We start from the raw sequence: 19,008 nt of genomic DNA, 5'->3' as shown, positions 1-19,008 counted from the left end.
ATCATGCGTAGGTTCTTCAGCCCGATCATCGCGGGCTCCGTGCTGGGAGGGTTGCTCGCGGCCACGACCGGCACGGTCGCGCACGCCGACGTGTCGCAAACGGCACTCGAAACGGCCCTCGACCTGCCGACCGGCGTCACGATGACCCGTACGGGAGATCCACGAGGGTTCGGCGTCGCGTCGTTCTACAAGGCGAACCCCACCGCGCCGGCGCAGCGTTTCAACGACTTCCCGCGTCGAGGTGGCAACCATCAGTACGCCGTCATGTCGACGGGCAAGGCAGCGGACCTATTCGACATGACCGTGCCGGCCCTCGCACCCTCGACGAACCTGGCCGGTGCGGACAAGGTCTCCATGACCTTCTCGGTCGGTGCCGCAGTCGGGTCCTGCCTCTTGGTGGACGTCGCCATGGGCACGGAGGAACGCGTGCACATGTACGACCCGGACGTCCACAAGTCCGATGTCATCTCGTTGACGCGGGACGGCGACGAGACGGAGTATGCCAAGCACCAGGGCAACTGGTTCATCGGGCAGATCGCCGATCGCGAGTTCGAGACCACCAGGGTCGAGAAGAAGCCGATGGCCGTCAACTCGATCCAGTACTGGCACGGCACGTCCGAGGTGGAGCAGGAGTTCGATCGCCAGCCCGACGTGCACGCCGCTCCGCTGCTGCCCCAGATCACGCCCTTCGACTACTTCAGCTCGGTGGACACCTTCGAGGTTCCGGTGACGAGCGGGTCGAAGGTAACGCTCTCGATCGCCGACGCGAACAATGAGTCGTTGGACTCGGTCGCGATGGTCGACCGGGTGCGCATGGCCCCTCACTGCTCGTCCTCGTCCGCGGCCGACACCGGTCTGACCCCGTTGAAGCCGGCCGTCGTCCTGGGTCACCGAGGCGTCCAGAACATCCTGACCGTCGACCTGAAGCCCGACACGCCGCAAGTCGAGCGCTACGACGCGACGGACAACGGTTGGCATCCCGGCGGTGTCGAGCTTCGCTTCCGGTGGTACCGGTACTGGATCGAGACGTCGAACTGCAACGACGGGTTGCTGGCCCACTGGGAGCCGATCCCGGACGCCGATCGCCAGGCGTTCTCACCGACCCTGAACGAGAAGGGCCGTTGCGTGATCGCCGTGGTCACGGGCAAGAAGGACGGCTACCGCGAGGAGACGTTCCCGAGTCCGGCCTCGAGTCAGTGGGTTCCGACCCTGCCGATCCAGGACGGCGTCTTCACGAACACGGCCGTCCCCACGATCACGTCGCCGATCGGTGGCATCAAGGTGAACGACACGCTGTCGGCCACCACGGGTACCTTCAGTCCGCGCCCCGACTCGTCGTCCTTCCAGTGGTGGGCCGGCACCCAGCCGATCTCGGGAGCGACGGACTCGACGTTCCGCGTGACGGCAGCGCAGGCGGGCAAGCAGATCAAGGTCCGCGTCACGGCTCGGCGGCTGAACTTCGACGAGATGACGATCGAGAGCTCGCCGACCGTGGCCGTGACCAACCTCAACTTCGACACGATTCCCGCACCGCGGCTCGTGGGCACGGGTGTCCAGGGCAAGCCGTTGACGGTGGACCCCGGGGCGTGGGTTCCGGCCGCGGAGAAGTTCGAGTACGAGTGGTACGCGGACAACGTGAAGATCGCGAACCAGACGCGCGCGACGTACACGCCTTCGTCGTCGCTGATGGGCGCGAGGGTGCACGCCGTGGTCAAGGGCATCAAGGCCGGCTACAACCCGCAGTCGCGCCCGACGAACTCGATGGTGGTGACCGGCGCCAGCTTCACCGGTGGCAAGGTCGCCGTGTCGGGAACCGCGCGGGTCGGCCAGCGGCTCAGTGCCAGCGCGACCGGGTGGCTGCCCGTCTCGCCGGCCACCCGTCAGTACACCTGGTTCGTGGGTGGACGCGCCGTCCAGGAGGGCACCTCGACCTTCTTCACGGTGCCCGCGTCGGCCGCCGGCCAGCGCATCACGGTGCAGGTGCGCGGTGAGCGCACCGGGTATGCCCCCAAGACGATCGTGAGCGCTCCGACGGCCCCCGTGGCCCGTGGCGTGCTGACGACGAACACGCCGCGGATCTTCGGCTCGGCGCGCCCGAAGGGGACCCTGCGAGTCTCGGCGTCGTGGCGTCCGGCTCCCATCGTCTACCGGTACCAGTGGTACGTCGGGTCGAAGAAGATCTCGCGGGCGACGAAGTCGTCGTACAAGATCCCGAAGAAGTACCGCGGGAAGAAGATCCGCGTGAAGGTCACGGCGACGAAGGCCGGCTACACGACCGTGAACCGGTACTCGGCGTACAAGAAGGTCGCCAAGAAGTAGCAGGACAACAACGAAGGCCCGGCCGGTTCTCCCGGCCGGGCCTTCGCCGTTGGGTCAGACCAGTGACGTGGGCCACAACCCCTGTTAATGTGACACCACCAATGTCACATAGGAGCGTGCCATGACCGATCACGTCGACGTCATCATCGTCGGTGCCGGCCTCTCAGGAATCGGGGCGGCGTACCGCCTGCAGGAGCGGGCGCCGGGCCGCAGCTACACCGTCCTCGAACAGCGCGATGCCATCGGTGGCACGTGGGACCTCTTCCGGTACCCGGGCGTGCGCTCGGACTCCGACATGTACACCCTGAGCTTCCCGTTCGAGCCCTGGACGCACCACCGGGCCATCGCCGACGGCGCCGACATCCGCCAGTACCTGGAGGACACCGCGGCCAAGCACGGGATCGCCGACCGGATCCGCTTCGGCCGTCGCGTGAGCACGGCCGAGTGGTCCAGCGACGACGCCACCTGGACGGTCACCAGCACCCTCGCCGACGGCTCCACCGAGACCATCACGGCGAGCTTCCTCTACCTCTGCAGCGGCTACTACAGCTACGACGAGGGCTACACGCCCGACTTCCCGGGACTGGAGTCCTACGAGGGCGAGCTGGTGCACCCGCAGTTCTGGCCCGAGGACCTCGACCACACGGACAAGAACGTCGTCGTCATCGGCTCGGGCGCCACCGCGATCACGCTGCTGCCGTCGATGGCGAAGGACGCGGCCAAGGTCACGATGCTGCAGCGCACCCCCACCTACGTGCTGAGCCAGCCCGGCACCGACCCGGTCGCCAACCTCGCCAAGAGGTTCCTGCCGAAGCAGCTCGTGCACCGCGTGGCCCGCCTGCGCTACGCCGTCATGACGGTCGGCTTCTACATGCTCTGCCGCGCGTTCCCGCGGATCGCGCGCACGATCCTGCTCGGCCTCACCGGCAAGTCGATGCCGAACGTCGACCGCCGCAGCCTCAGGCCGCCCTACAACCCGTGGGACCAGCGCCTGTGCGTGGTGCCCGGCGGCGACCTCTACAAGTCGGTCCGCGAGGGCAAGGCCGACATCGTCACCGACCGCATCGCCGAGTTCACGCCGAAGGGCGTCGCCCTGCAGTCGGGCGAGCACCTCGACGCCGACATCGTCGTCACCGCCACCGGCCTCAAGCTGGTCGCCCTGGGCCAGATCGACGTCACCATCGACGGCGCCAAGGTCGACCCGCACGAGCTCTACACGTACAAGGGCCAGATGTTCAGCGGCGTGCCCAACCTCGCCTGGTGCGTCGGGTACACCAACGCCTCCTGGACGCTGCGTGCCGACCTCACGTGGAAGTACGTGGCCGACTACCTCAACCACCTCGAGGTGAAGGGCTACGCCTACGGCATCCCCGACCCCGCGGCCGACTTCGGCCATGACGAGCGACTGCTCGACCTGAACTCCGGCTACATCGCGCGCGCCGACGAGCTGCTGCCGCGCTCGGGTGCCCGCACGCCGTGGAAGGTGCGCCAGAACTGGTTCCTCGACTCGTGGGACGCCAAGCACACCGACCTCGACGAGGACATGGTCTGGGTGCGCACCGCCGACCTCCCCGCCGCTCCCGTGAAGGTCGTGTGAACAGGCGGGTGTTCCTCGGGTCCTTCCCCTCGAGGTCGGCCATGATGGGTCGATGGACGTCATCGTCATCGGCGGCGGGATCTCGGGAGTCGCCATCGCGTACGAGCTGGCCTTCGACCGCGAGGTCCTGGTGCTGGAGGCCGAGAAGTCTCTCGCGGTCCACACCACCGGCCGGTCGGCTGCGACGTGGATCGGCTCGTACGGGCCGGCCGTCGTGCGCGACTTCACCGCCGCCAGCCACGCCTACCTGATCGACCCGCCCTTCGAGGTCGACGGTCCGGTCGCCTCGCCGATGGCCTGCCTGTGGTTGGGCGTCAACGGCCGCGACGACGACGTGCGCCGCCTCGTCGCCGAGACGCCGGCCGAGCTCGTCGACGGCGCCGAGGCCGAGAAGCTGTGCCCGGTGCTGCGGCCCGGCGCGGTCCGGGTCGCGGCGTGGGACGAGACCGCCCTCGACCTCGACGTCATGGGACTGCACCACGCGTACGCCCGCGCCTTCCGGGCCCGCGGCGGCACCATCGCCACCTCGGCCCGCGTCGCCTCGGCGCTGCGCGAGGCGGGGGAGTGGGTCGTCACGACGACGGCGGGCGACCAGTTCCGTGCCGACGTCGTCATCAACGCCTCGGGCGCCTGGGGCGACGTGGTGGGTGCCGTCTTCGGGGCCGAGCGGCTGCGGTTGGAGCCGCGTCGACGCACGATCTTCCAGTCACCGACGAACGCCTCCCTCGAGGGCGTGCCCTTCACCGCGGGCATCGACGACGGCTTCTACTTCAAGGCCGAGGGCGGCGCGGTGCTCTGCTCGCCGCAGGACGCGTCACTCCACGAGCCCGGCGACCCCAAGGCCGACGAGCTCGAGATCGCCCGCGCCATCGAGGCGGTCAACGACGTCACGACCCTCGGACTGCGCAGCGTCCGCACCGCGTGGGCCGGCCTGCGCACCTTCGCTCCCGACGGCAACCCCGTCACCCGCTGGGACGAGAAGGCCGACGGCTTCTTCTGGTACGTCGGCCAGGCCGGCTACGGCATCCAGATGGCCCCGGCCCTCTCGCAGCACGCCGCCGCCCTCATCCGCGGTTGATCCGCCTCCGGCGGACGAGATCTGTAGCGTTGCGTACCTTCTGAGGAGCCAGAGTGTGCGCGCCGCTGCACATCTTCCGTCTGAGAACTGTTGACGGCTGCGCCGGCGTCCACAGACTGTTTTCGAGGCCTTCCCCGGCTGCTCGGCTGGGACCAATCTCGCAGGATGCTCCCTGTCCCGCCCGAGCTTCGCCACCGTCCGTTCTCGCTCGCCGAGGCCCAAGCGAGAGGCCTGACGCGGCGCGCCCTCGGTGGTGCACGGTTCGTGCGGGTGTTCCGAGGCGTGTATGCGCTGGCGGGCCTGACGATGGGCCTTCGCGAGTGGCTGCTCGCGGCACTGCTGGCAGCGCCGAGTGATGCGGCCGTCAGTCACCGCACGGCCTTGGCTTGGTACGGCCTCGATCTGAGTGGTGGCAGCGACGGGCGGCTGCATCTTTCGACCCGGCAGAACGCCGTGTGTCGGGAACCTCGCATCCGGATTCACCGTCGCCTGCACTCGATCTCGACGCGGGACGTGCGGGGAGTCCCGGTGACGTCACCGGAGCGGACGTTCGTCGACTGCGCCACCCAGTTCACGCTGGTGCAACTCGTGGCGGCCGCCGACTGGCTGATTCACCAGCGGCTGACGACGCGGGACCGTCTGGCGACCTACTGCGAGACGAGGCACCTGGACGGCGTGGCCGCGGCGCGTCGTGCACTCGATCATGTCGGTCCCGAGAGTCGTTCGCCGATGGAGTCCTTCGTGCGCATGCTTCTCGCGCTCGGTGGACTTCCGGTGCCCGTGTGCAACCTTGACGTCCATGACGAACGCGGGATCTTCCTCGCCTGCACGGATTTCGCCTGGCCCCACCTCAGGGTCGCGGTGGAGTACGACGGCCGATGGCACGAAGGGCAGCGGCAGCGTGTCCGTGACCGCGATCGTCGCGAGTACCTCGAGTCGCAAGGCTGGAGTGTGATCGTGCTGGTCGACCGCGACCTGCGCGTGCCGGTCGACATCCTGCGCCGGATCGACCGGCGACTCCGCGATCACGGTCACACCGGACCGGCACCCCGGCTGACCTTCGACGACGCGGCCTTGTTCGCCCCCGGTGCCTTCTGACGCCTCGGCGCCCGAGATTCGTAGCCTTGCGTACCTTCTGCGCTGCGGAAGCGAACGGAACGCTACACATCTCGCGCACGGGGTGCGGAACGCTACAGATCTCGCCCGCTCGAGGCGGGCTGACAGGTCGGGCACCAGTAGACGCGGCGCTCCCGGGTGAGGGGGCCGAGGGCGGTCTCGCGGATGGTGGTGTCGCAGCGGCGACAGGGGCGGTCGGTGCGGCCGAAGACCCAGGTCATCTGGCCGGGCCGGGCATTGCCGGTGAAGGTGCGCTCGACGCGGTCGCGGTTGGCCACGATGAGTCGCACGCCGCGGTCGACGACGCGCTCCAGGTCGACGTCGCCGACACGGGTGTGCGGGTCGATCCCCGAGAGGTAGAGCATCTCGTTGACGAACTCGTTGCCGAAGCCGGCCAGGTTCCGCTGGTCGTGCAGGGCGTTGAAGACCAGCGCGTCCGGGTCGCGCCGCAGGTTGGCCAGCGCGAGCTCGCGGTCGAACTCCGGGTCGAGCACGTCGGGACCGAGGTGTCCGACCGCGGACGCCTCGTCGTCGCGGGCGAGGACCTCGATCTTGCCGAGGCTGAACCCCACGGCGACCCACTCGTCGGTGCGCACGATCGCCCGCACCGTGTGCGCCGGGCGCCGCAGGCCCGTGCCGCCTCGCGCGAGCGTGGCGGGCCGGTAGAGGTGCCAGGAGCCCTCCATCTTCAGATGCGAGTGGATCGACCAGTCGTCGGTGCGCATCAGCAGGTGCTTGCCCACGCTGACCACCTCGTGCAGCACCTGCCCGGCCAGGTCGACCGTGGCGTACCGCGGCACCCGGAACTCCGTGCCGGTCAGCACCCGGCCGGCCAGCGCCTCGTTCAGGTGGTGGGCGGCGCGCCAGACGGTGTCGCCCTCAGGCATCGAGCCGCAGTCCCTTCAGGTGGGCCTCGAAGCCGGCGGCAGCGAGCGCCTCGCCCAGCGGGGTGGACGCGACGGGCTCGGCGTCGGCGGTCTGGACCGTCAGACGACCGAGCCGTCCCCGGCGCACCGTCGAGACCAGCGACTCGGCCGCGGCGGCGAGGGCGTGCGCGTCGTCGCTGAAGGTGAGCGCCGACTTGCCTCCGCGCTCGAGGTAGACGATCGCGCGGCCGTCGTGGATGACGACCAGGGATCCGGCCTTGCGGGCCGGGCGGTGGCCGTCGGCGCCACGGTCGGGCCACGGCAGGGCGGCGCCGAACGGGTTGGCGGGATCCGTGGCGGCCAGCGTGACCGCGGGGGTGTCGGCGGGCTCGTCGTCCTCGCGCACGAACGACCGCAGCCGGTCGACGACGCCCGGCGCGACGAACTGGGCCGCCCCCAGCGAGTCGACGAAGTAGCCGCGCAGCGCCGTGCCGTTCTGCTCCATCTCGCGCAGGACGCGGTAGACGGCGGCGAAGCCGCCGGGTGTCTGCTCGGCCTGCACCGATCCGCGGGTGACGACGCCGTAGCGGTTCAGCAGGGTCTCGGCCCGGGCGACGTGCTCGGCCGTGGTCTGGCCCCCGAGGGGCACCGAGAACCAGCGACCCGACGCAATCGGCGGGACGACGGCTCGAGGCGCTCGCATCCGCCCGCCGACCATCCGGGCGCGGGGCGCCGCCCGCTTGGTGCGGTGGGAGCCTCCGCCGGCGACCAGGCTGCGCACCGGGGCGAACGTGTCGTTGCTGACCTGCCCGCTCCAGACCAGCTCCCACAGGGCCTCGACCAGGCCCTCGCGGTCGGGTGCGTCGATGCGGCTCGACAGCTCGCTGAACAACCAGGCGCCGGAGTCGCCCAGCACCTCGAGCAGCTTGCCGGCCGTGGTGTCGTCGCCGGGGTCGACCAGGTCGCCCGTGGGCAGGCCCGGGGTGTCGCCCGGGAGGAGGCGCACCCACCCGTCGCGACCGGGCAGCGTGCCGGCGCCGGTCCAGGTGACCTCGCCGGCCGTGGTTAGCTCGTCGAGCATGGCGGGGGAGTAGTCGGTGACGCGCGCGGGCAGCACGAGCGACTCCCAGGCGCTCGCCGGCAGCGCCGCGCCGGCCAGCTGCTCGATGACGGTGAGCACACCGTCCGCCCCGCGCAGGCGCGATCCGACGTGCTGCCACGAGGGCAGGAAGCGCGCGAACGCGGCGGCGTCGACCGGCTCGACCTGCTTGCGCGCCGCGGCCAGCGACCGGTTGCGCAGCCGGCGCAGCACCTCGGTGTCGACCCACTCGGTGTCGCCGGAGGCCACGGGCAGGAACTCGCCGCGGGTGATGCGCCCGGCGTCGGCGAGACGCTGCAGCGCGTCGCGCACCACGGCCGGGCCGAGGGCCAGCCGCTCGGCGACGTCGTCGGTGGTGAACGGGCCGTGCGTGCGGGCGAACCGGGCGACGATCTCGCCCAGGGGGTCGTTGCCGGTGTCGAGATACGCCTCGGCGATGCCCAGGGGCAACGCCGTGCCCAGGGCCTCGCGCAGGCGTCCGGCGTCCTCGACCGCCGCCCAGCGGGCCTGTCCGCCGACCTGCACCTCGATCGCGCGGCGCGACTCACGCAGCTCCTTGAGCCAGCCGCCGACCTGCAGCCGGGCGTCCTCGAGCGTGCGCTCGGCGACCTCGTCGGTGGTGAGCGGACCGAGCAGGCGCAACAGGTCGGCCACGCCCTCGAGGTTCTTGGCCTGGCGCTCCGGCACGAGCCGCTGCAGCTCCGCCCCGGTCAGCTGCACGATCTCCGGGTCGAGGAGCTCGCGCAGGTCGGCCCGCCCCAGCAGCTGGCCGAGCAGCTCCGGGTCGAGCGTGAGCGCAGCAGCACGCCGTTCGGCCAGGGGCAGGTCGCCGTCGTAGAGGAAGGCGCCGACGTAGCCGAAGAGCAGGCGCTGGGCGAACGGCGACGCCTTGTCGGTGCCCACCTCGACCAGCGCGACCTCGCGCGACCGCATCCGCCGCGCCAGCGTGACCAGGGCCGGGAGGTCGTAGACGTCCTGCAGCACCTCGCGCGCGGTCTCGAGCAGGATCGGGAAGTCGGGGTACTTGCGCGCGACGTCGAGCAGCATGGCCGCACGCCGGCGCTGCTGCCACAACGGTGCGCGCGTGCCGGGATTGCGTCGCGGCAGCAGCAGCGCGCGGGCCGCACACTCGCGGAACCGGGCCGCGAACAGGGCGGATCCGCCGACCAGCTCGGTGACCTGGGGCTCGAGGTCGTCGGGGTCCTCGAGGTCGAACAGCTCGGCGCCGGGTGGCTCGCCGGTGACGTCGGGGACGCGGACGACGATGCCGTCGTCGGAGGCCACGACCGCACCGTCGACGCCGTACCGCTGCTCGATCCGCCGCCCCACGACGAGCGCCCACGGCGCGTGCACCGCCCGTCCGTACGGCGACAGCAGCACCAGGCGCCAGTCGCCGACCTCGTCGCGGAACCGTTCGACGACCAGGGTGGTGTCGGTGGGCAGCTGGCGCGTGGCCTCGTACTGGTCGGCGATCAGCGCACCGAGGTTGGCCACGGCGTACGCGTCGAGGCCGACCTGCTCGACGCGGGCGCGCTGCTTGGCCGGGGAGAGGGCACTGAGCTCGCGCAGGAACGCGCCCATCGCCTCGCCCAGCTCGTACGGGCGACCCATCGCGTCGCCGCGCCAGAACGGCAGGCGCGCGGGCTGGCCGAACGCGGGCACGACGATGACGCGGTCGGCGGTGATCTCGAGGATCCGCCAGCTGGTGGCGCCGAGGGCGATGACGTCGTTGATGCGCGACTCGTAGACCATCTCCTCGTCGAGCTCGCCCACGCGCCGGCCCGGCGTGCCCTCCTCGCCGGCCAGCACGACCGAGAACATGCCGCGGTCGGGGATGGTGCCGCCGCTGGTGACGGCCAGGCGCTGGGCGCCGGGGCGTCCGGTGAGGGTGCCGGCCTGCCGGTCCCACACCGCGCGCGGGCGCAGCTCGGCGAACTCGTCGGACGGGTACCGCCCCGCCACGAGGTCGAGCGTGGCCTCGAACGCGGCGTGCGGCAGCGTCGCGAACGGCGCCGAGCGGCGCAGCGTCTCGAACCACGCCTCGACGTCGATCGGCTCGAGGGCGCAGGCGGCGATCGTCTGCTGGGCGAGCACGTCGAGCGGGTTGGCCGGCACCGAGAGCCGCTCGATGCGGCCGGCCAGCATCCGCTCGACGGTGACCGTGGTGGACAGCAGGTCGTGGCGGCCGGTGGGAAACACGAGCCCGCGCGAGACCTCGCCGACCTGGTGCCCGGCGCGGCCCACGCGCTGCAGGCCGGACGCCACCGACGGCGGGGCCGACACCTGGATCACGAGGTCGACCGCGCCCATGTCGATGCCGAGCTCGAGCGAGGACGTGGCGACCACGCACCGCAGCCGACCCGACTTGAGATCGTCCTCGATCAGGGCGCGCTGCTCCTTGCTGACCGAGCCGTGGTGGGCGCGGGCCAGGACGGGCTCGGCGCCCAGCGAGATGTTGGAGCCCCCGCCCAGCTGCGCCGGCTGGCGGGTGTGCGGCTCGGGCCGGTACCCCGTCTCGCGCTCGACCCACACCTCGTTGAGCCGCTGGGTGAGCCGCTCGGCCACGCCGCGACTGTTGGCGAAGACGATCGTGGTGCGAGCCGCCGTGATCGCGTCGACGATCGCCTCCTCGACGTGGGGCCAGATGGTGCCGCCACCCTCGGGCGGGCGCGACTCGTCGAGCGCCCGGGCGGCGCTGCCCTCGCGCGGCCCCTCGTGACGCGGCGGCATCTCGGTGAGGTCCTCGACGGGCACGCGCACCGACAGCTCGAGGCGCGAGGGTGCGTCCGGAGCCACGACCTCGACCGGCGCGCGACCGCCGAGGAAGCGCGCCACCTCGTCGTGCGGGCTGACCGTGGCCGACAGGCCGATGCGCTGGGCGGGGGAGTCGAGGAGGTCGTCGAGTCGCTCCAGCGAGACCGCCAGGTGGGCACCGCGCTTGGTGCCCGCGACGGCATGGACCTCGTCGACGATGACGGTGTGGACGCCCCGCAGCATCTCGCGCGAGGCGGACGTGAGCACGAGGAACAGCGACTCGGGCGTCGTGATCAACACGTCGGGCGGGTGGGACTGCAGGCGCCGCCGCTCGGCGGGGGGCGTGTCGCCCGTGCGCACCCCGACCGTGACGGGCGCCAGCTCGTGGCCCAGTCGCGCGGCGACGCCCGAGATCCCCACCAGGGGCGATCGCAGGTTGCGCTCGACGTCGACGGCAAGGGCCTTCAGCGGCGAGATGTACAGCACGGAGGTGCCCGCGGGCTCGACCTCGGGATCACGGTGCAGGAGCCCGTCGATCGCCGACAGGAACGCCGCGAGCGTCTTGCCCGAGCCGGTGGGCGCGACCACGAGCGTGTGCCGCCCGCGCTCGATCGCCTGCCAGGCCCCGGTCTGGGCCGTGGTGGGCGCCGAGAACGACTCGTCGAACCACGTGGCGGTGGCCTTGCCGAAACCCATGGACCCATGGTGGCACCGGAGTCCGACACCGGCCTTGCAGAAGATCGGCCGACACCGCCGCCCCAGCCCCGAAGGCGACCTGGCCTCAGGCATCCTTGGGGCATGAAGTTGCGGATGCTGTCGGTGACCTGTGCCCTCCTGCTCTCCGTGGGGGCCTGCTCAGGCGGGGAGGAGAAGACGTCCGAGCCCGACCCCAAGGAGCCGAACAAGACGACGGCCGCCAAGATCGCGGCGGTCAACCCGCTGACGGGCGGCACGCTGGCCAAGGCACCCGCGAACCCCGTCTTCGTCGTCAAGATCGACAACACGCCGGCCTCCGCCCCGCAGACCAGCGTCGACAAGGCCGACCTGGTCGTCGAGCAGACCGTCGAGGGCGGCATCACCCGCCTGGCCGCGCTCTTCTACACGCGCCTGCCCGGCAACGTCGGCCACGTGCGCTCGATGCGGGCCACCGACATCGGCATCGCGAAGCCGGTGCGCGGACAGGTGGTCGCCTCAGGCGGCGCGGGCAGGACGATCTCGCGGATCAAGGACGCCGGCATCCCGATCCACTCGCAGGACGCGGGCTCGCCCGGGCTGTCACGCGACAGCGGCTCCGCGCCCTACAACGTCGTGGTGGACCTCGCCCGGCTCACCAAGGACGTCAAGAACACGCAGCCCGAGCGGCCGTACTTCCAGTGGTCGCCGGCCGGCGCCGCGGCGCCGAAGGGCCCGCAGGTCACCAGTGCCTCCGTGAAGTTCTCGCGCACCCACACCACGTCGTGGCGCTTCAACGGCAAGGCGTGGAAGCGCACGAACGGCACCAGCGCCAAGGAGTTCGGCGCGAAGAACCTCGTCGTCCTGTGGGCCGACGAGAAGGACGCCGGCTACACCGACCCGGCCGGCAACCGCGTGCCCGAGACCACCTTCGAGGGCAGCGGCAAGGCGGTCGTGTTCGTCGGCGGCACGCGCGTCAACGCCACGTGGAAGAAGCCGAACAACGCCTCGACTATCGTCCTGCGGACCCGCAACGGACAGGCCATGACCCTGCCGCGCGGCAAGACGTGGATCGAGCTGCTGAGCAAGAACGAGTCGACGGCGCTCAGCGCGAAGTAGTCAGGGAGCGGGCTGGTCGCTCTCGGCGGCCAGCTCCTCCAGCTTGTGACCGATCTCGACCTCGATCGCCTCGCGCAGCACGCTGCGGAACATCGAGACCACGACCTGGCTGGCGATCGGGATCAGCTGGTCGATCTTCTCGAACACGACCGGCCACTCGTCCTGCGGCAGCCCCGCGTCGAGGAACGGCTGGGCCACGTCGCGGCTGACGTGGTGGACGAAGCGGTCGGAAATCTGCTCGAGGTGCTCGCGCATGTGCGGGACGATGTCGACGACGCTGTCGGGGTTGAGCCCGATCGCCACCGACGCGGCTCCCGGCCGGACGACGCTGGGCTCGAGCATGCGGATCGTGTCCTCATCGACCTGCTCGAGCAGCCCGAGCTCGATCATCTGGTCGATCAGCTTGTGGTCGGGGCTCACGCCCGAGAGCGAGGCCAGCTCGGCGCGGCTGATCAGCTCGGTCGGGTCCTCGTCGTCCTCGACCTCGAAGATGTTGATGAGGTCCAGCGCGACGCTCGACGCGGTGGAGGGCGACTTCAGGATCGCGTCCTCGATCGCCGCCAGCGTGAAGCCGCGACCCAGCAGCGTGCGGATCAGCACCAGCCGCTGCAGGTGCTTCTGGGTGTAGTACCCGGTGCGTCCCTCGAGCCGCGGCGGGTCGATGAGGCCGCGGGTCGAGTACGCGCGGACATTGCGCACCGTCATCCCGGCCCGCTCCGCGAGGACGTCGACGGTGAACTCCTCGTCGCGCTGGGCGTCGGCCATGACGGCAAGTCTAGGGGAGGACTTCACCGTTTCAGGCATCATGGAGTCATGGCATCGGTGCGAGGCCAGCTGCTGGTCGCCACCTCCGCGATCGCGGCCGGGCCTTTCTGGCGCAGCGTCGTGTACGTCCTGGACCACGACGAGGACGGCGCGCTGGGCGTGATCGTCAACCGGCCCCTGGAGTCGGACATCGACGACGTCCTCCCGGGCTGGGCCGAGGTCGCCAACGCCCCCGGCTGCCTGTTCGAGGGCGGCCCCGTGGGGATGGACTCCGCGCTGGCCGTGGGCGTGGTCACCGACATGGCGATGCGCCCCCTCGGCTGGCGGCAGACCGATGGACGTGTCGGCCTCGTCGACCTCGACGGTCCCCGGCCCGCCGGGGGCGAGCTCGTGGGACTGCGGGTCTTCGCCGGGTACGCCGGGTGGTCGCCCGACCAGCTGGAGGCGGAGATCGCCGAGGGTGCGTGGATCGTGCTGCCCGCCCAGGAGGGCGACCTGATCTCGCCGGCGCCCGAGCGACTGTGGGCCGAGGTGCTGCGCCGCCAGCGTGGCGAGGTGCGCTTCTGGGCGAACCTGCCCGAGGATCCCGGCCTGAACTGAGATCGTCGGCGTGGACCGGCGCCCGGTGTCGGATCCGTCGCCTACGATGTGGGGGTGGGATTCTTCGGCCGCGGTGCCCAGACCGTCACAGACGAGCGCACCGAACAGCGCCTCGACAACGGCGACCATGAGCGCTTCAGCCACTACGTCCCGAAGGACAAGCTGACCGAGGCGATGGTGATGGGCACGCCCGTCATCGCGCTGTGCGGCAAGGTGTGGGTCCCCAGCCGCGACCCCCAGCGATTCCCCGTGTGCCCCGAGTGCAAGGACATCTGGGAGAACTTCAACCCCGGCGACGACGACGGCTCCGGGAGTGACTCCGACCAGTGAGCTCGGCCCAGTCACTCCGGGCCTGGCAGCGTGAGGCGTTCGACCAGTACGCCCGCACGCAACCGGCCGACTTCCTCACCGTCGCCACGCCCGGCGCGGGCAAGACCACGTTCGCGCTGACGATCGCGGCCGATCTGCTGCACCGCCGCATCATCGAGCGCGTGGTCGTGGTCGCTCCCACCGAGCACCTCAAGAGCCAGTGGGCGCAGGCCGCCGCACGCTCGGGCATCGCGCTCGAGCCCAACCTCAGCGGCGCGCTCGGCGCCCGCTTCGACGGGTACTGCGTCACCTATGCGGGCCTGGCCACCAACCCGGTCGGGCACCGCGTGCGCATCGAGCGCAGCCGCACCCTGGTGATCCTCGACGAGATCCACCACGCCGGAGACGCCCTCAGCTGGGGCGACGCCGTGCTCGAGGCGTGCGAGCCGGCCGTCCGGCGCCTGGCGCTCACCGGCACGCCGTTCCGCTCCGACGACAACCCGATCCCGTTCGTCACCTACGCGCCGGTCGGCGACGGATCGATCTCCAGCGTCGCCGACTACGCGTACGGCTACGGGTCCGCGCTGAAGGAGGGCGTCGTCCGGCCCGTCCTGTTCATGGCGTACTCGGGCGAGATGCAGTGGCGCACGAGCGCCGGCGACGAGGTATCGGCGCGCCTGGGCGAGCCGCTCACGAAGGACCAGACGGCCCAGGCCCTGCGCACCGCGCTCGACCCGAACGGCTCGTGGGTGCCGGCGGTGCTGCAGGCCGCTCACAAGCGCCTCCTCGAGGTCCGCCGCGACATCCACGACGCCGGCGGCCTCGTGATCGCCAGCGACCAGACCTCGGCCCGCGCCTACGCCAAGCTGCTGAAGGAGCTGACGGGCTCCGAGCCGACGCTCGTGCTGTCCGACGAGCCGGGCTCGAGTGCGCGGATCGCCGAGTTCGCGGCGGGCACCGACCCGTGGATGGTGGCGGTGCGGATGGTCAGCGAGGGCGTCGACGTGCCGCGCCTGGCGGTCGGCGTCTACGCCACCACGGTCGCCACGCCCCTGTACTTCGCCCAGGCCATCGGCCGCTTCGTCCGCGCGCGCCGTCGCGGCGAGACCGCCTCGGTCTTCCTGCCCAGCGTCCCCGGCCTGCTGAAGCTGGCCGCCGACCTCGAGGCCGAGCGCGACCACGTCATCGGCCGCCCGGTGCACGACGAGGGCGACCTCTTCGCCGCCGAGGAGGCGCTCATCGCGCGCGCCAACGCGTCCGAGGGCGCCAGCGACGAGCTGGGCAACCAGTACGCCGCGATCGGCAGCGAGGCGTCCTTCGACCGGGTCCTGTTCGACGGCGACGAGTTCTCGCCGATCGACTACGAGATGGTCGCCGGCGACGGCGACGAGCTCGACTTCCTGGGCATCCCGGGCCTGCTCGAGCGCGACCAGGTGGCCGAGCTGCTGCGCAGCGCGCGCGCCCGCAAGCGCGTGGAGGCGCCGGTCCGCGCCGCCGCCGACGTCGAGTACGAGCGCCGCGCCGAGCTGCGCCGCGAGCTCAACTCCCTCGTCGCCGCATGGCACCACCGCACCGGCACGCCGCACGGCGTCACGCACAACAAGCTGCGCCAGGAGTGCGGCGGCCCCGCCGCCGCGCAGGCCACGGTGCCCCAGCTGCAGAGCCGCATCGACAAGCTCCGTGACTGGGCCCTGCGCGCGTCCGGCTGACCGGGGGAGCGGCGGGACGGTGACCCACGTCACGCCTGACCCCTAGGCTGGCCGCGTGACTGCCCGACTGCCGCTGCGCACCCAGGTCTTCGCGACCGTCCTCGGACGCCTCGCCACCCCCGTCGAGGAGGCCACCGACCACGCCGCGCTGCGGGCCCAGCGCACGCGGCTGATGAACACGCCCGTCGGTCGGGCCGTGTTCGGCACGCCCGATCGACGGGCCCGTGCCGAGACCATCGAGATCCCCCTCCGGGGCCGGACGCTCACCGCGCTGATCCACCGTCCGACCGGCGTCGGTGGGAGGCGTCCGGTGATCGTCAACTTCCACGGCGGCGGCTGGGTGCAGGGGTCGCCCGACCAGTCGGCGTGGCTCGCCTCGCGGGTGGCCGCCGGCAGCGGCGCCACGGTGATCTCGCCGTCCTACCGCCTCGCTCCCGAGCACCCGTTCCCCGCCGCGGTCGACGACACGTGGGAGGCGCTGAACTGGATCGCCGACCACGCCGACGAGCTCGGCCTCGACGTCGACCGGATCGGGGTCATGGGCGACAGCGCCGGGGGCAACCTCGCCGCCGTCGCGGCGCAGCGCTCGGTCGTCGAGGGCGGCCCGCGCCTGCGCGCCCAGGTGCTGATCTACCCCGCGGTCGAGATGTACGAGAAGTTCGCCTCCGAGCTGCGGATGCCCGACGAGCCGGTCCTCAGCGCGAAGAACATGTCCGCGTTCGCCCACCTGTACCTCGGCGACGCGTACGGCACGCAGGACCCGCTGGCGTCGCCGTTGCGCGCCAAGTCCTTCGACGACCTCCCCGGGGCGTTCATCCTGACCGCCGACCACGACCCGTTGCTCGACAACGGCGTGCACTACCGCGACGCGCTCCAGCGAGCGGGAGTGCGCGTGCGGTACCGCGAGTACCCGGGCGCCGTGCACGGGTTCCTCAGCCTCCCCGGCGTCTCGCCCGTGGCGCACCGCGCGGTCTCGGACATCGTCGACTATGTCGCCGCCCACGTGGTGGTGCCGGGGTGACCCGCCGGGTGCGGTCGGCCGGCCTCGACCCGCTGGTCGACTACGAGGAGATCTCGCGCCTCTTCGGCCAGTACGACTTCCCGTGGGACCTCGAGCAGGCGCTCAGCTTCGCGCTGTTCCGCACGTACGCGGTGCCGTCGATCGGTCGCCTGCTGTACGACACGCAACAGTTCACGACCGACACGCAGCGACGGCACGATGACACCGCCCTGATCCTCGGCGAGATCGTCGACCGGGGGATGGAGACCGATCCGGGCCGGGCCGCCATCCGCCGGATGAACCAGATGCACGGCAGGTACGACATCACCAACGACGACATGCGCTACGTCCTGGCCACGTTCGTCGTGATGCCGAACCGGTGGGTCCATCGCTACGGGTGGCGTCGGCCCACCCCGGAGGAGGACGTCGCGGGCGTGGCCTACTACCGCCGGCTCGGCGCCCTCATGGGCATCCGCGACCTGCCCGAGGACCTCACCGGCTTCGCGCGCCTGCTGGACGACTACGAGGCCGAGCACTTCGTGTTCGACCCGAAGTCGCGAGCCGTCGCCGACGCGACGCTGGACCTGCTGATCTCGTTCTACCCGCGGCCGCTGGCCCCGGTGGTGCGTCGCTTCAGCATCGCCATCATGGACCCGCACCTGCGCGAGGCCTTCGGCTACGACCATCCGCCGGTGTGGTTCGAGCGCGCCTCCCACGGCGCCCTGCGGCTGCGGGGCCGGGTCGTGCGCTTCCTCCCGGAGCGGCGAGAGCCGCGCCGGGTCGCGGACTCGCCGCGGATCCGCAGCTACGCCGGCGGCTTCCTCATCGAGAACTTGGGCACCTGAGGCCTCGCGTTTTCACATAAGTTGTGCGAACGTACAACTAAGGGTTCCCCACATGGGAGTGATGCCCGGTCCCGCAGCTTCCCCCGCGGGACCGGGCATCACGACGTCAGGGCGTCGACGACGCGGTCGAGGTCGTCCTGCGTGTTGTACAGGTGGAACGCGATCCGGGCCGCACCCTGACGCACCGAGGCGCGCAAGCCCGCCTCCTGCAGGCGCTTCGCCGCATGCTCGGCCGGGATCGACACGATGGCCGAGTCGCCCGGCGGCAGGTGCAGTGCGCCGCGTGCCGCGTCCGCCAGGGCCCGGGAGTGCGCGGTGACCCTCTCGAGGTCGAGGGACGCCATCCACGACAGGCTGGCGGCGGCGCCCACGACCGGGAACCACGCCGGCGAGATGTCGAAGCGGCGCGCGTCGTCCGCCAGCCGCAGGGGCAGTCCGTAGGTCGTCTCCCACGGCAGCCCGCCGGCGTAGCGGTTGGCGTGGTGAGGGACGAGGCGCTCGGCCAGCGTGTCGGCGTAGGACGCCCAGGCGACGCCCGTCGGCCCCAACATCCACTTGTAGCTGGAGCTCACGACCACGTCGGCCCACGCCAGGTCCAGGCGCAGCCAGCCCAGCTGCTGGGTGCCGTCGAGGACGACGAGCGTGTCGGTGCCTCGGGTGGCCGCACGCAGCGCCGCGAGGTCGACCCGGGCCCCGTCGGCGGACTGCACGGTCGACACGGCGACGACGTCGTGCTCGCTGGCCAGCTCGGGCAGTCGCTCGAGGGGCACCTCCGTGACGGTCACGCCCCGGCCGCCGTGCGCCGCGAACGGGAAGCTGACGGAGGTGAACTCGCCCTCCGCGACGAGCACGCGCGCACCGTCGGGGAGCGACGATGCCACGGGCCCGAGGAGCGCGGCGACCGAGGACCCCATGGCGACCGACCCCGCCGGGACGCCTGCGAGCGAGGCGAACGCGGCGCGAGCCGTGGCGATGTCCGCGTCGAAGTCCGGACCCGCGATGGTGCCCGCGGCCCACCCCCGGTGGACGCGCTCGAGCGCATCGACCGTGGTCTTCGGCGGCAGGCCGTACGAGGCCGTGTTGAGGTAGCCCTCCGGTCCGATGAACGTCGCTCCGAATGCCTCACGCATGTCCCGACGCTAGCGCCCGGGAATCGGCGA

Annotated in this window: 14 protein-coding genes; 10 read left to right on the top strand and 4 right to left on the bottom strand. The window is 71.5% G+C overall.

Going from position 1 to position 19,008, the window contains the following annotated elements; all coding sequences use genetic code 11:
• Positions 1 to 3 precede the first annotated feature (3 nt).
• From AFL01nite_RS08320 to AFL01nite_RS08305, 4 genes are all read left to right on the top strand, one after another.
• Entirely contained in the window at positions 4 to 2,319 is a 2,316-nt protein-coding gene (locus AFL01nite_RS08320) for a hypothetical protein (RefSeq protein ID WP_146827207.1), read from the top strand.
• 121 nt (positions 2,320 to 2,440) lie between these two features.
• Positions 2,441 to 3,916 (top strand): flavin-containing monooxygenase, encoded by a 1,476-nt coding sequence (locus AFL01nite_RS08315; protein ID WP_146827206.1) that lies wholly within the window; start codon positions 2,441 to 2,443, stop codon positions 3,914 to 3,916.
• Between the two features lie 52 nt (positions 3,917 to 3,968).
• Positions 3,969 to 4,994 (top strand): NAD(P)/FAD-dependent oxidoreductase, encoded by a 1,026-nt coding sequence (locus tag AFL01nite_RS08310; protein WP_146827205.1) that lies wholly within the window; start codon positions 3,969 to 3,971, stop codon positions 4,992 to 4,994.
• Positions 4,995 to 5,159: 165 nt separating this feature from the next.
• On the top strand, positions 5,160 to 6,092 hold the full coding sequence (locus tag AFL01nite_RS08305; RefSeq protein ID WP_146827204.1) for a DUF559 domain-containing protein: 933 nt from the start codon (positions 5,160 to 5,162) through the stop codon (positions 6,090 to 6,092).
• A gap of 92 nt (positions 6,093 to 6,184) precedes the next feature.
• Here the strand turns inward: AFL01nite_RS08305 and AFL01nite_RS08300 are convergent, their stop codons facing one another.
• Complete coding sequence (locus AFL01nite_RS08300; RefSeq protein ID WP_146827203.1) at positions 6,185 to 6,997, bottom strand: DNA-formamidopyrimidine glycosylase family protein; 813 nt, start codon at positions 6,995 to 6,997, stop codon at positions 6,185 to 6,187.
• Positions 6,990 to 11,525 carry an ATP-dependent helicase gene (locus AFL01nite_RS08295; RefSeq protein ID WP_146827202.1) on the bottom strand — a complete coding sequence of 1,512 codons (4,536 nt, stop codon included), beginning with the start codon at positions 11,523 to 11,525 and terminating at the stop codon, positions 6,990 to 6,992. The genes AFL01nite_RS08300 and AFL01nite_RS08295 overlap by 8 nt, the downstream gene beginning before the upstream one ends.
• A gap of 102 nt (positions 11,526 to 11,627) precedes the next feature.
• On the opposite strand from AFL01nite_RS08295, the gene AFL01nite_RS08290 reads away from it, so the two are divergent.
• Positions 11,628 to 12,620 (top strand): DUF3048 domain-containing protein, encoded by a 993-nt coding sequence (locus AFL01nite_RS08290; RefSeq protein ID WP_146827201.1) that lies wholly within the window; start codon positions 11,628 to 11,630, stop codon positions 12,618 to 12,620.
• Here AFL01nite_RS08290 and AFL01nite_RS08285 read toward each other — a convergent pair whose 3' ends face one another.
• Complete coding sequence (locus tag AFL01nite_RS08285) at positions 12,621 to 13,385, bottom strand: MerR family transcriptional regulator (RefSeq protein WP_186813876.1); 765 nt, start codon at positions 13,383 to 13,385, stop codon at positions 12,621 to 12,623. It abuts the gene before it with no gap.
• Between the two features lie 48 nt (positions 13,386 to 13,433).
• On the opposite strand from AFL01nite_RS08285, the gene AFL01nite_RS08280 reads away from it, so the two are divergent.
• The 5 genes from AFL01nite_RS08280 to AFL01nite_RS08260 are packed head-to-tail and all read left to right on the top strand — an operon-like array spanning position 13,434 to position 17,848.
• A complete protein-coding gene (locus AFL01nite_RS08280; protein ID WP_146827199.1) occupies positions 13,434 to 13,985 on the top strand; it encodes a YqgE/AlgH family protein in 552 nt (183 codons plus the stop codon).
• 54 nt (positions 13,986 to 14,039) lie between these two features.
• Positions 14,040 to 14,315 (top strand): DUF3039 domain-containing protein, encoded by a 276-nt coding sequence (locus AFL01nite_RS08275; protein WP_146827198.1) that lies wholly within the window; start codon positions 14,040 to 14,042, stop codon positions 14,313 to 14,315.
• A complete protein-coding gene (locus tag AFL01nite_RS08270) occupies positions 14,312 to 16,003 on the top strand; it encodes a DEAD/DEAH box helicase (protein ID WP_146827197.1) in 1,692 nt (563 codons plus the stop codon). Before AFL01nite_RS08275 ends, AFL01nite_RS08270 begins: the two co-directional genes overlap by 4 nt.
• 55 nt (positions 16,004 to 16,058) lie before the next feature.
• Positions 16,059 to 17,024, top strand: coding sequence for an alpha/beta hydrolase (locus tag AFL01nite_RS08265; protein ID WP_146827196.1), 966 nt, complete (start codon positions 16,059 to 16,061; stop codon positions 17,022 to 17,024).
• Positions 17,021 to 17,848: an oxygenase MpaB family protein gene (locus AFL01nite_RS08260; protein ID WP_146827195.1), complete on the top strand. Its 828-nt coding sequence runs from the start codon at positions 17,021 to 17,023 to the stop codon at positions 17,846 to 17,848. The genes AFL01nite_RS08265 and AFL01nite_RS08260 overlap by 4 nt, the downstream gene beginning before the upstream one ends.
• A gap of 98 nt (positions 17,849 to 17,946) precedes the next feature.
• Here the strand turns inward: AFL01nite_RS08260 and AFL01nite_RS08255 are convergent, their stop codons facing one another.
• Complete coding sequence (locus AFL01nite_RS08255) at positions 17,947 to 18,978, bottom strand: aminotransferase class V-fold PLP-dependent enzyme (RefSeq protein ID WP_146827194.1); 1,032 nt, start codon at positions 18,976 to 18,978, stop codon at positions 17,947 to 17,949.
• Positions 18,979 to 19,008 lie beyond the last annotated feature (30 nt).

Source organism: Aeromicrobium flavum (genome assembly GCF_007992115.1).
GTDB classification, from domain to species: Bacteria; Actinomycetota; Actinomycetes; order Propionibacteriales; family Nocardioidaceae; genus Aeromicrobium; species Aeromicrobium flavum.
Note: the sequence above shows the minus strand (reverse complement) of the source record. Positions and strands in the feature narration are given on the sequence as shown.